This window comes from Massilia haematophila (genome assembly GCF_042647645.1).
Lineage (GTDB): Bacteria > Pseudomonadota > Gammaproteobacteria > Burkholderiales > Burkholderiaceae_D > Telluria > Telluria haematophila.
In genome coordinates this window covers 1,356,545-1,368,338 of record NZ_JBHRVV010000001.1, presented here as the reverse complement: position 1 = coordinate 1,368,338, position 11,794 = coordinate 1,356,545, and the positions used below count along the sequence as shown (strand labels likewise).

General features: G+C 68.1%; 9 protein-coding genes. 4 read left to right on the top strand and 5 right to left on the bottom strand.

Annotation, left to right across the window (positions count from 1 at the left end; translation table 11 throughout):
- Window positions 1–112: 112 nt before the first annotated feature.
- From ACFOPH_RS06130 to ACFOPH_RS06120, 3 genes are all read right to left on the bottom strand, one after another.
- Window positions 113–1,498, bottom strand: a complete 1,386-nt coding sequence (locus tag ACFOPH_RS06130) for a SpoVR family protein (RefSeq protein WP_379734191.1) — start codon at window positions 1,496–1,498, stop codon at window positions 113–115.
- A 116-nt stretch (window positions 1,499–1,614) separates the two neighbouring features.
- Window positions 1,615–2,766: a DUF444 family protein gene (locus ACFOPH_RS06125; RefSeq protein WP_379734189.1), complete on the bottom strand. Its 1,152-nt coding sequence runs from the start codon at window positions 2,764–2,766 to the stop codon at window positions 1,615–1,617.
- 8 nt (window positions 2,767–2,774) lie between these two features.
- Window positions 2,775–4,751, bottom strand: a complete 1,977-nt coding sequence (locus tag ACFOPH_RS06120; protein ID WP_312552721.1) for a serine protein kinase — start codon at window positions 4,749–4,751, stop codon at window positions 2,775–2,777.
- A gap of 332 nt (window positions 4,752–5,083) precedes the next feature.
- Here ACFOPH_RS06120 and ACFOPH_RS06115 point away from each other — a divergent pair, with 332 nt between their 5' ends.
- Complete coding sequence (locus ACFOPH_RS06115) at window positions 5,084–5,611, top strand: pyridoxamine 5'-phosphate oxidase family protein (RefSeq protein WP_312552719.1); 528 nt, start codon at window positions 5,084–5,086, stop codon at window positions 5,609–5,611.
- 36 nt (window positions 5,612–5,647) lie between these two features.
- Here ACFOPH_RS06115 and ACFOPH_RS06110 read toward each other — a convergent pair whose 3' ends face one another.
- The gene (locus ACFOPH_RS06110; protein WP_379734187.1) at window positions 5,648–6,088 is read right to left on the bottom strand and encodes a hypothetical protein; all 441 of its coding nucleotides are present in this window, start codon (window positions 6,086–6,088) and stop codon (window positions 5,648–5,650) included.
- A 101-nt stretch (window positions 6,089–6,189) separates the two neighbouring features.
- On the bottom strand, window positions 6,190–6,636 hold the full coding sequence (locus ACFOPH_RS06105) for a DUF411 domain-containing protein (RefSeq protein WP_379734185.1): 447 nt from the start codon (window positions 6,634–6,636) through the stop codon (window positions 6,190–6,192).
- A 218-nt stretch (window positions 6,637–6,854) separates the two neighbouring features.
- Here ACFOPH_RS06105 and ACFOPH_RS06100 point away from each other — a divergent pair, with 218 nt between their 5' ends.
- The 3 genes from ACFOPH_RS06100 to ACFOPH_RS06090 all read left to right on the top strand — a co-directional run bounded on the left by ACFOPH_RS06100 (window position 6,855) and on the right by ACFOPH_RS06090 (window position 11,697).
- On the top strand, window positions 6,855–9,410 hold the full coding sequence (locus ACFOPH_RS06100; RefSeq protein WP_379734183.1) for a flavin-containing monooxygenase: 2,556 nt from the start codon (window positions 6,855–6,857) through the stop codon (window positions 9,408–9,410).
- A 51-nt stretch (window positions 9,411–9,461) separates the two neighbouring features.
- Window positions 9,462–9,842, top strand: a complete 381-nt coding sequence (locus tag ACFOPH_RS06095; protein ID WP_379734181.1) for a DUF2784 domain-containing protein — start codon at window positions 9,462–9,464, stop codon at window positions 9,840–9,842.
- 82 nt (window positions 9,843–9,924) lie between these two features.
- Window positions 9,925–11,697 (top strand): thiamine pyrophosphate-requiring protein, encoded by a 1,773-nt coding sequence (locus ACFOPH_RS06090; RefSeq protein ID WP_312552074.1) that lies wholly within the window; start codon window positions 9,925–9,927, stop codon window positions 11,695–11,697.
- Window positions 11,698–11,794: the final 97 nt, after the last annotated feature.

The following is an 11,794-nucleotide window of genomic DNA, read 5'->3' as shown; positions in this document are numbered from 1 at the left end:
CGGATCGGGGTGTGCAGGCCCGGGCCCGGGCCCGGCGCTCGTCGCGCTGTGCCCGGGCGCTCGCGATCGCAAGCGAGGGCTGCGACGGACCCGCGCCGCACCTGGGCATCCGTCAAAAGCCGGCCCGGCGCGCCGGCAGCGTGCGCACCACGCCGCGGAAGTCCACGGTGTTGAGGCTGACCGGACGGCGCCAGACGCGTTCGATGTATTCCATGACGCGCTCGGCCTGTTGCAGGTCGAGCCCGCGTCCGTCGTTCTGGAAATCGTGGCGCAGCTCCAGGCTCCCGTCCGGCGCCAGTTCGGCGACGGCGATCGACGGCGCACCGTAATTGTATTTGGGCGCCAGGATCGCTTCGCGGATGGCGTAGATGTCGCGGTTGGCGATGCGGGTTTCGCCGTCGCGGCGGGTCTCGTGGACGAACAGGTCGAGGCGCTCGGCCAGTTCCTCGTCGAGGTAGTTGCGGATGAAGCCGAAGTCGTCCTCCTCGCGCATGATCTCGCGCGCCGCCGCCAGTCCCCGGCGCTCGATGATGTGCTCCCACATCGAAAAGCCCAGGTGATACGGATTGAGCGCGAGCGCCAGCTGCTGGCCGCCGGCGTAGGGCCGGACCACGTCGGAATGCGACTTGACCGCGGCCAGGTAGAGTTCGTGCGGCAGGAAACCGGCTTCGCGCAGCAGGCGGGCGTGCCAGTACGAGGCCCAGCCCTCGTTCATGATCTGGCAGGCGAAGATCGGGTGGAAGTAGAAGGCTTCCTCGCGTACCGCCAGGAAGATGTCGCGCTCCCAGTCGGCCAGCTCGGGCGCGTAGTGGGCGATAAACCAGAGCAGGTCGCGCTCGGGCCGGGGCGGCAGCGGCGCCCGGCGCTGGCGGGTGTCGCGCTCGGGCGGAATGCCTTCGCCGGGCAGCTGGGCATAGCGGTCGTGGAACGCGTCCGGCGCCGCGTCGCCTGGCGGCGCCAGGAATTCGGGATAGCGGGGGCGGTGCAGCGGCTGGTCGACGTCGACATGGGCCTCGAGCGCGAGCGCGGCATCGAGCACGGCCTCGACCCGCTCCTGGCCGTGCGCGGCCAGCGCGGCTTCGAGCCGGTGCGCGCGTCCCGCGCTCTGCTCGAGGATGTGGCTGCCGGCCATGTCGATGAAGCGCTTGAACAGCACGTTGTTCCTGGCGAAGTCGGCATGGCCGAGCACATGGGCCGTGACCAGCGTGTTCTCGGCCAGCGAATTATGTTCGAGCATGAAGGCGCGGCAGGGATCGCCCGGGAACATGACTTCGAAGATGCGCGAATTGCCCATGTGCTGGCGCACCAGCTGGTGGATGTAGCGGACGCCGAAGGACCAGTGGCGCATCCGTACCGGCAAGCCGTAGACGGCGATCTCGAGCATGAAATTGTTCGGCACCATGTCGAAGTGCACGGGTGCGAAGTCGAGACCGAGCTCGATCGCCAGCGCTTCCAGGCGCGCGGCATAGTCGGCCAGGCGGCGATCGCGTTCATTCATGCGTTCATTCATGCGGTCGCTCATCGGCCCGGTCGTGGACCCGGTCGTGGACCTGGTTATGGGCTCGGTTATGGGCTGGCCCGTGGGCTGATTCATGGTCTGATTCATGGGCTGATTCATGGTGCGGCCTGCGCGCCGGCGCGTTCGCCGAAGAAGTGTTGCAGGGCGAGCCACACGTCGTCGCCGTTCGACAGGACGCTGGCTCCCACCGGTCGGCCGTGCGCTTCCAGGTCGGCGAAGAGGCGCCGCATCTCGGTATCGAGCGACCGCGTGACGCCCGGCAGGGTCTCGACGAAGCCGAGGTAGTTGAACATGCCGGCCAGCTCGTTCAGGCCTTGCAGGGTGGCGGCGCGGTCCTCGGTGAAATTCTCGCCGTCGGAGGCGTAAAACAGGTAGAGGTTGGTTTGGCCGGCCAGGTGCTCCCGTCGGACGACATCGAGCACCAGCCGGAAGGCGCTCGAGGCGATCGTGCCGCCGATGCCGCTCACCTGGAAGAAGTCGGCCTCACGGAACTCCCACGCCTGGGTGGTATGGGCCACGAAACGCGCCGCCACCTTGGCGTACTGGCGGCGCAGGCCTTGCAGGGCGAAGAAGAAAAACGACTTGGCGAGCCTGCGCTCGAGCTGGGTCATGCTGGCCGAGACGTCGACCACGAAAAAGATCAGCGCCGCGGTGGCGGGGCGCGGGCGGTTCACCAGCTGGCGGAAACGCAAATCCTCGTCGGTGAAGGGCAGGGGATCGGCCTGCACGGCGCGGCGCTTGATCGCTTCCTTGAGCGTGCGGCGGCGGTCGAGGCGCGAACGGGCGCCGCGCTTGTCCCAGCCTTCGCGCACCAGTTCGGTGTCGTCGATGCCGGGACTGGGCTTGGGTTTCAGGTCGGGCAGGCGCAGGTCTTGCCACAGCCAGTCCATGACCTCGTCGATCGAGAATTCGAGCAGCATCCGCACTTCGCCTTCTTCGTTCCCGCCCTGGGCCTCGTCGTCGTCCTCGTCGTCGCTGGCCCGGCGCAACACGTCGCCCGGCTCGCCTGGGCCCTGGCCGGCGCCGGTCTCGACCCGGCCCTCGGCCAGGCGAAAGCGCGCGTGCTCGAGCATTCGCACGGGTACCTGGACGGTGCGCTCCTGCGGCCCGGAGATGAAATCCGGTCCGGCGATCAGGTCCGGGAGGTGGTCGCGAACCGCCTCGCGCACCTTGTCGTTGTGGCGCAGCCAGTCGCGCGCCCCGCGCGAGAACAGCTCGTACCACTCGGTGCTGATGGTGAACGCCACGGCCGGCCTCATTCCTGCGCCAGCAGGGTGGTGACATAGTTCAGCGCCTCGCGCGCGCTGTGCGCATCGTAGCCGTACTCGTCGACCAGCCGCTTTTCGACGGCCGAGATCTTGGTGCGCACCTCGTCGTCCGGCCGCTTTGCCGAGCTGACCAGGCGCAGCACGTCGCGCCGCTGCTCGAACAGGTATTGCTGCACCGCGTCGTTGAGCTGAATATGACTGTCCAGCCCGAACTTGACGCCGCGTTTGTAGGCGCCCATCGCCTTGCGCACGACTTCCTGGCGAAACGATCCCTTGCCGGAGTCGGAGATGTGGATCTTTTCCTCGACCGCGCGCAGGAAACGTTCGTCGGGCCGGCGCTCTTCGTTGGTGATCGGGTCCTTGATGGTGCGGTTGTCGAGCATGGCTTCCACCTCGTCGAGGTATTTGTTCAGGAGATCGAGCGCTTCCTGCTCGAACGACACGAACAAGGCCTTGTGCACGTCCTGCTTCACCCAGCGGTTGTAGAAGTCCTTCCGGGTCAGCACGAGATAATCGACCCACTTGCGCTTGCGCCGCGGTTCGATGCGCGCGTCGTTCTCGATCGCGTCCTTCAGCGCCAGCAGCACGTCCATCGTGGACAGGCTGTTCCGGTTCGAGCCGATGATGGCGTTCGACAGCGCGTTGATGACGAAGCGCGGCGATACCCCGGCCAGGCCCTCGTCGGGCGCCTTGTCCTTTTCTTTGACACGGCGGATATCGGCCCGGTTCACGCCATCGACCTCCTCGTCGGCATGGATGCGGACCTTCCTGACCAGTTCGACCTCCTTTTCTTCGCCGTCCTGGATGCGCGAGAGGATGGCGAACACGGCCGCCGCGTGCAGCACGTGCGGATCGAGGTGGACGTCGCGGAAGGCCGGCGCCGCCGAGGAGATCAGTTTGCGGTAGATGCGCGCCTCCTCGCGGTAGTTCAGGGTGTAGGGCACCTGGATGATCACCATCCGGTCGAGCAGGGCCTCGTTTTCGCTTTCCTGCAGAAACTTGCGAAATTCCGCGAGATTGGTGTGGGCCAGGATGGTCTCGTCGAGGTAGATGAGGGGGAAGCGCGCCACCTTGACGTTCTTCTCCTGGGTCAGGGTCAGCAGCAGGTAGAGGAACTCGCGCTTGACCTTCAGGATCTCGATCATCTCGAGCACGCCGCGGCTGGCGGCGTATACCGCGCCGGACCAGGACCAGGCGCGCGGGTCGCCCTCGTCGCCGTACTGCGCGACCTTCGACAGGTCGACCGACCCGACCAGGTCGGCCAGGTCGGCCGTCGTCGGGTCGTGCGGCGCATAGGTGCCGATGCCGCTGCGCCCGGCTTCGGAGATGAAGACGCGCTCGACCGGCATGCGCATGAAGTCGCCGTCGAAATGCTCTTCCAGCCGTGCGCGGCAGTGCGGGCAGGCTTCGCCGGCGATGTCGATGCCGTAGGTGTTGCGGAAGGCGGCGCGCATGGTATGCGGAATCAGGTGCAGCGGCGACTCGCGCACCGGGCAGCCGGCGATGGCGTACAGCGCGCCCTCGTCGCTGCGGCTGTATTCCTCCAGCCCGCGCTTGAGCAGGATCACCAGGGTCGACTTGCCGCCGGAAGGCGGACCGAGCAGGAGCAGCAGGCGCCGGCCGACCTCGGAACCGCTGGCGGCCGCCTTGAAGTAGTCGAGGACGCGCTCGAGCGCCTCGTCGATGCCGAACAGGTCGTCGGCGAACAGACGGCAGCGCAGGTTGCCGGACTCGCTGCCGGCGCCGTCGTCGACGCAGGTGGCGCGGATCATGTCCCAGATGTATTGATGGGAGGTGCGCGCGATGCGCTGCGGCTGCTCGGGCAGGATGTCGGCCATGAACTCGGAGAACGGCCCGGCCCAGTGTCCGGCCCGGTGCTCCCGGGTGAAGAGGTCCAGGCTGTGCAGGAAGTTGTCGTGCCCGTCGGCATGCGCCGGACGCGCGTCGTCGCCTGGTAGCGTCACGTTTCCTCCATTTCATCAAGCGGCGCGAAGAAGCGGCCTGGCCAGGCCGCGCGAAGCCACAGTATCGGTGGGCAGGGCTGGACGTAAATGAGGCGCATCAACGTGCGCGACCGAACCTTGCATGCGCAGGCTGGCCTAACAGGGGCGTAACAGGCAGGGGCTTCGGTGGTCCGCGCGCAGGACCGTTCGGAACCGGTCGGAACCGGTCGTTCGGGACCGCCGCCGCGAGAACGCACCGCAGCTCGCTGCTGTGCGCTTGCGTTCGCCGCCGCACCGATATTCCATCCGTGGCGGACTAGGATGGTGCTTTCGCCAACTTACAAGGGAATGCCATGTCCACAACGAACGCTTCCGCCCAGGCCGCCGCGCTGGCCGACAAGATCCGCACCATGCGCTTCGCGATGTTCACCACCGTCGACGCGCACGGGCACCTGATCAGCCACCCGATGACCAACCAGGACACCGACGAGCAGGGCGGCCTGTGGTTCTATACCTCGATCCACACGCCGCTGTGGCAGAACATCGTGCTGCAGCCCGAGGTGAACGTCAGCTTCGCCCAGCCGGACGACAGCCTGTACGTCTCGATCAGCGGTACCGCCGAGCGCGTGGTCGACCGCGAACGCATCCGCGCACTGTGGAATCCGATGGTCCAGGCCTGGTTCCCGCACGGACCCGACGACGAGCACGTGGTGCTGGTGCGCGTGGCGCCGCACAGCGCCGAGTACTGGGATTCGAACGACAGCAAGATGGTGCGCCTGTTCCAGATGGCGAAGGCGGCCGTGACCGGCAGCACCCCGGACGTCGATCCGGGCGAACACGGCACCATCAAGCTCGAGGAAGGCCAGTCCGGCCGCGTCTAACCTACTGAGCGCGGCCGCTGGATCCGGGAGGCGTCCTCAGAGGGCGTCGCCCTGGCTCGACGATGGCGGCGGCAGGTCCCGCTCGGACTGGTTGGCGCCGCTTTCCGGCGAGCCCAGCCCGGTGCCGGTGCCGCCGCCCTGGGCCGAGCGGGTATCGAAGGCGCCGCGGGCGCCGCTCTGCATGCTGCTCTCCGATGCGTCCGGCACCGATCCGGCGGACCGCGGCGGCGCCGGATCCTCACCCGGCTTCGCCGCCTTCCCGGCAGGCGCAGCCGAAGCCGGACCGCGGGCCTGCTTCTGCTCCTGACCCTGCTCCTGGTTGCCGGTCAGCTGCTCGCCGCCGCTGCCGCCGGTCTCGGCCTGGGTTTCGTGGCTGGGCGTGGCGCCGCTCTGGCCGCTGGTGACGCCGCCGACGCCGATCGTGGTGGACGCGGCGTCGCCTTCCCGGCCGCCGTTACCTGTAGCCTGTGCATTCATCGTATTCCTCCAGTTAAGCGAATACTGTCGATTATGCGCCTTGGATCGATGCGCGCCATCGGCGACTTCAGCAAGACCGTGTAGGAGCACGCCGCAAGCGTTCAGCGGTAACGCTTGTAGACGCTGGTCGAGCCGTCCTTCTTCACCAGCAGCACTTCGTACGGATCGCTGTGGGCGCCTTCCATGCCGGGCGAGCCCATCGGCATGCCGGGAACGGCAAGGCCCACCGCTTGCGGCCTGGTCCCCAGCATGCGCTTGATGTCCGAAGCCGGTACATGGCCTTCGACGGCGTACCCCTGGACCCGGGCGGTATGGCAGGACGCATGCTGGTCCGCGATGCCGAATTTGGCGCGGTAGTCGCCCGGGTTCGCGACGTCCTGGGCCTTGACCGTGAAACCGTTCTGTTCCAGGTGCTTCACCCACTGCTTGCAGCAGCCGCAGGTGGCGGTCTTGTAGACCTCGATGACCGGTTGGGCGGCGCCCGCTGCCAGGGGCAGGGCGACCAATGCCGGGGCCAGCGCGTACAAAGCGTTTTTAAACAACATCATCTTTCTCCACCATCCATGGTGCATGGTACAAGGTGCATGATACGGGGTACAGGATACAAGCTGCATGAGGGACCCGCGGCAAGCCTTGGGCCGGCCGCAACATCGAGATCCTACACTAGCCGCGCCAGCAGCCGAATCAAGCCGATGCCGCCGCATTCGTAGTATCTTTACGGAAACCACAAGAAAGCGGCGCAGTTCGCTCGACCTGGAGACAGACCATGACAACGCACCCTCCCGCGCGCGCCACGTGGGCCGCCGGCGCGTCCGGCCCGTGCGGCCTGCCCGCGACGACGCTCGAGGCGCCGCTCGACACCCTCGTCATCGGCGCCGGCTTTGGCGGCATCTGCATGGGCATTGCCTTGCTGCGTGCCGGAAACCGGCGTTTCCTGATCCTCGAGAAAGCGAGCGAGGTCGGCGGCGTGTGGCGCGACAACAGCTATCCCGGCGCCGCCTGCGATGTGCCATCGCACCTGTATTCGTTTTCGTTTGCGCCGAATCCGGACTGGTCGCATCGCTTTGCAACGCAACCCGAGATCCACGCCTACCTGCGCGACTGCGCCCAGCACTTCGGCCTGATGCCGTACATCCACTTCGGGCATGCGGTCGCGGATGCCTGCTTCGACGAGGCGCGCGCTCTCTGGGAGCTGCGCACCGAGGCGGGCGCCTGCCTGCACGCCCGGACCGTGGTGACCGCCACCGGCCTGCTCAGCCGGCCGGCCATGCCGCGCATCGAAGGCATCGGCGCCTTCCGTGGGCGCAGCTTTCATTCGGCCAACTGGGATCATGCCTTTCCACTGCAAGGCAAGCGGGTCGCCGTGATCGGCACCGGGGCCTCGGCCACCCAGTTCGTGCCGGCGATCGCGGGCCAGGTCGCCGACCTGCTGGTCTTCCAGCGTTCGCCTGCCTACCTGATCGCGCGCGGCGACCGGGCCTACCCGGCCTGGCGCAAACGCCTGTTCCGCCACCTGCCGCCGGCCATGCGCCTGCATCGCGCGCTCATCTATGCAAAATACGAGTCGCGGGCGCTGGCTTTCACCCGCCTGAAGGGCATCATGCATTTCGCCGTCGGCCAACCCTTCCGGCGCATGCTGGCGCGCGACGTCCCGGATCCGGCGCTGCGCGCGCGCCTGGCGCCGGACTACCCGATCGGCTGCAAGCGCGTCCTGCTGTCCGACGACTACCTGGCGACCTTCGCCCGGCCAAACGTCAGGCTGGTCGACGATGCGGTCCGGCGCATCGTCCCGGAAGGCGTCGAGACCGCCGACGGCACGCTGCACCGGGTCGATGCGATCATCTACGGCACCGGCTTTGCGGCGAGCGACTTCCTGGCGCCGATGCGCGTCGCCGGCCGCGGCGGGCTCGACCTGAACACGGCGTGGCGCAACGGCGCCACGGCCTACCTCGGCATCACGGTGCCGGGCTTCCCGAACTTTTTCATGTTGTATGGGCCAAATACCAATCTCGGCCACAACTCGATCGTCTACATGCTCGAAAGCCAGGTCGCACACATCATGCGCTGCCTGCGCGCGATGCGGAAGGCCGGCGCCACGACCGTCGAGGTCGGCGCCGCCACGCACCGGGATTTCAACGCCAGGCTGCACGCGCGGCTCGACGCCGCCGTCTGGAACGGCTGCAGCAGCTGGTACCTGGACCGGCACGGACGCAACAGCGCGAACTGGCCCGGATTCAGCTTCAGCTACAGCTGGCTCGCGCGCCGTGCCAGCCTGGCCGCCTACCGCTTCGCCGCAGCGCTGCCCGGACACCCCGGCGCGCTACGCATCAAGGCGCCGTCCGCCACCGGCGAGCGCCTGCAGGCGGCATTCCAGCGTGCGTTCCTGCGCACCTGCTTCAAGCCCTTGATCGGGCCGCCCCTGGGCGCCGGCACGCAGCGTGCGCTGGTGGGCCTGCTCGCGCCGCTGATGCCGGGGGTGGGAGGCGTGCATTGTCAGCGCCGGCGCTACCATGGCGTGCCGGTGGAAATCCATGCGCCGCGCGAGGACGCGCGCCGGCCGGCGCGGCGCGGCGTGATCCTGTATCTGCACGGCGGCGCCTTCTGCCTGGGCAGCCCGGCGACCCACCGCAGCATCACCACGCGGCTGGCGCGCGACGCGGGCATGACGGTCTGGGCGCCCGAGTACCGCCTCGCTCCCGAGCACCCGTATCCGGCCGCGCTCGACGATGCGGAAACCTGCTACCAGGCTTTGCTCGACAGCGGGGCCGCCCCCGGCGACATCGTGTTCGCGGGCGACTCGGCCGGCGCCTCGCTGGCGTTGGCGCTGGCGCTGCGCCTGCGCGACCTGGGCCGGCCGCTGCCGGCCGGGCTGGCGCTGGTATCCCCGGTGGCCGACCCGCGGCTCGATGGCGCGACGGTTGCCAGCCGCGCCCGCGTCGATCCGATGGTAAGGAAGGCCTGGGTGGCCCAGGGCCTGGCCTGGTACGGCTGCCCGCCGGACGCGGGTGTGCACGCGCCGCTGGCATGCTCGCTGCATGGCCTGCCGCCGATGCTGGTCCAGGTCGGCGACCAGGAAATCCTGCATGGCGACGTGCTGCGCCTGGCCGCGCATGCCGCGCACTGTGGCGTATCATGCCTGCTCGAGGAATACGAGGGGCGTTGGCATGTCTTTCACCTGCAGGCCTTTTACTTGCGCTCGGCGCGCGAGGCGATCGCGCGCCTGGCCGGGTTCGCCGGCGATTGCGTCGGGTCCGCGACGCGCGCCGCGCAGGACGGTGCGGCCGCCGCCGCTCCCGCATTGGACGAGGCCGTGCCGCGTTGAGCGGCTGCAGCCCCATGCCGGGGCAGGGCGGCGTGGGCATGACGGGCCGGTATGAGCGACGCGCTGGCTGCCACCGCGGTCCTGTTGCTGCACCTGGCCTTTGTGCTGTTCGTCGTGTTCGGCGCGCTGCTGGTGGCGCGCCGGCCCGTGCTGGCCTGGCTGCACTTGCCGGCCGCGGCCTGGGGCTTCTTCGTGGAGTTCAGCGGCCGCGGTTGCCCGTTGACGGCCTGGGAAAACCTGCTGCGCGTGCGTGCCGGACTGGCCGGCTACGAGGGCGGCTTCATCGAACACCATGTGCTGCGCCTGCTGTATCCGGCCGGGCTGACGCGCGAGCTGCAATTGGCGCTGGCGGCCGCGGTCGTGATCGTCAACCTGCTCCTGTATGGCTGGGTCTTCCTGCGGTCCCGTGCCCGGAGCGGGCGACGTCCGTAGTTCCCGGGTAAGGTGTGGTCGTCGCATGGGACCGGTGTTATGCTCGCCGCATGGGGATCGGCCCATTCTCCGGGAGACACGAATGACAATGACGGTAGGCGATTTTCTTCTGCAACGGCTCGACGAATGGCGGGTGGGGCGCATCTATGGCTATCCCGGCGACGGCATCAACGGCATCCTGGCCGCCATGCGGCGCCAGGACCGCATCCGCTTCGTCCAGACCCGCCACGAGGAACTGGCCGCCTTCATGGCCTGCGCCCACGCCAAGTACACCGGCGAGGTCGGGGTCTGCATGGCCACCTCGGGGCCCGGCGCCATCCACCTGCTCAACGGCCTCTACGACGCCAAGCTCGACCACCAGCCGGTGGTGGCGATCGTCGGCCAGCAGAAGCGCGCCTCGCTCGGCGGCAGCTACCAGCAGGAGGTCGACCTGGTCACCCTGTTCAAGGACGTCGCCGGCGCCTTCGTGCAGATGGCCACCACCGCCGGACAGATCCGCCACCTGGTCGACCGCGCCATGCGCACCGCGCGCAGCGAGCGCACCGTCTGCTGCATCATCGTGCCCGCCGACCTGCAGGACGAAGAGGCGGTGGCGACGCCGCCCCGCCAGCACGGCAATGTCCTGTCGGGCATCGGCACCTTGTCCTTCGCCGAAGTGCCGCCACCATCGGCGCTGCGCGAGGCGGCCGACATCCTGAACGGGGGCAAACGCGTCGCGATCCTAGCCGGCGCCGGCGCGCACGGGGCGGCGGCCGAACTGGTCGAGGTCGCCGAATTACTGGGCGCCGGCATCGCCAAGGCCCTGCTGGGCAAGATGACGGTGCCCGACGAGCTGCCCTTCGTGACCGGATCGATCGGCATCATCGGCACCCGCGCCAGCTTCGACATGATGAACGAGTGCGACACCCTGCTGATGGTCGGATCGAGCTTTCCGTACTCCGAGTTCCTGCCCGAGGAAGACCAGGCGCGCGGGGTCCAGATCGACATCGACCCGAAGATGGTCAGCCTGCGCTATCCGATGGAGACCAACCTGATCGGCGACGCCAGGTCCACGCTGCGGGCGCTGATTCCGCTGCTCGAGCGCAAGCAGGACCGCGGCTGGCGCGAGCGGATCGAACAGAAGGTGCGCGACAGCTGGCAGGTGCTCGAACGCCAGGCGATGCTGGAGACGCCCGAACTGAATCCCCAGCGCGCGTTCTGGGAACTGTCGCAGCGCCTGCCCGAGGACGCGATCCTGGCCGGCGACTCGGGCTCGACCACCGCCTGGTATGCGCTCGACATCCGGGCGCGCTCGCGCATGATGGGCTCGCTCTCGGGCGGGCTGGCGACCATGGGTTCGGCCATGCCGTATGCATTCGCGGCCAAGATGGCGCATCCGGGGCGGCTGGTGGTGGCCCTGGTGGGCGATGGCGCGATGCAGATGAACGGCATGAACTGCCTGATCACGATCGCGCGCCACTGGCAGGAATGGAGCGATCCGCGCCTGGTCGTGCTGGTGCTGAACAACCGCGACCTGAACTTCGTGACCTGGGAGATGCGCGGCATGGCCGGCGAACCGAAATTCGAAGCGTCCCAGGAGTTGCCGGACGTGGCCTATGCCGATTATGCCCGCCTGCTCGGCCTGGACGGGGTCCGCGTCGAGCGGCCTGAGGAGATCGGGCCGGCGCTGGATGCCGCATTCTCGGCCAACAAACCCTTCGTCCTCGATGTGGTCAGCGAAGCGAATATTCCGCCTCTGCCGCCCCATATCACCCGTTCCCAGGCGAAGCAATACTATGAAGCCATCGAAAAAGGCGAGCCGGAGGCCGATGCGGTTCGGCGGGCGCTTGCTCAACAGGGGTTGACGGAGCAATAATGCGGATGTGCTGGCTTATTGTTATCGCTGAAAGTTAACGCCGAATGTGACCGCCGGCGCGTGCCTGTAAGGACACGGCGGCGAGCGTGGTGAATCG

Bases quoted from the DNA above. Each gene is read 5' to 3' on its own strand.
- ACFOPH_RS06130 (WP_379734191.1), bottom strand. From the start codon at position 1,498: ATGAATGAACGCGATCGCCGCCTGGCCGACTATGCCGCGCGCCTGGAA.
- ACFOPH_RS06090 (WP_312552074.1), top strand. From the start codon at position 9,925: ATGACAATGACGGTAGGCGATTTTCTTCTGCAACGGCTCGACGAATGG.
- ACFOPH_RS06115 (WP_312552719.1), top strand. From the start codon at position 5,084: ATGTCCACAACGAACGCTTCCGCCCAGGCCGCCGCGCTGGCCGACAAG.
- ACFOPH_RS06110 (WP_379734187.1), bottom strand. From the start codon at position 6,088: ATGAATGCACAGGCTACAGGTAACGGCGGCCGGGAAGGCGACGCCGCG.
- ACFOPH_RS06105 (WP_379734185.1), bottom strand. From the start codon at position 6,636: ATGATGTTGTTTAAAAACGCTTTGTACGCGCTGGCCCCGGCATTGGTC.
- ACFOPH_RS06100 (WP_379734183.1), top strand. From the start codon at position 6,855: ATGACAACGCACCCTCCCGCGCGCGCCACGTGGGCCGCCGGCGCGTCC.
- ACFOPH_RS06095 (WP_379734181.1), top strand. From the start codon at position 9,462: ATGAGCGACGCGCTGGCTGCCACCGCGGTCCTGTTGCTGCACCTGGCC.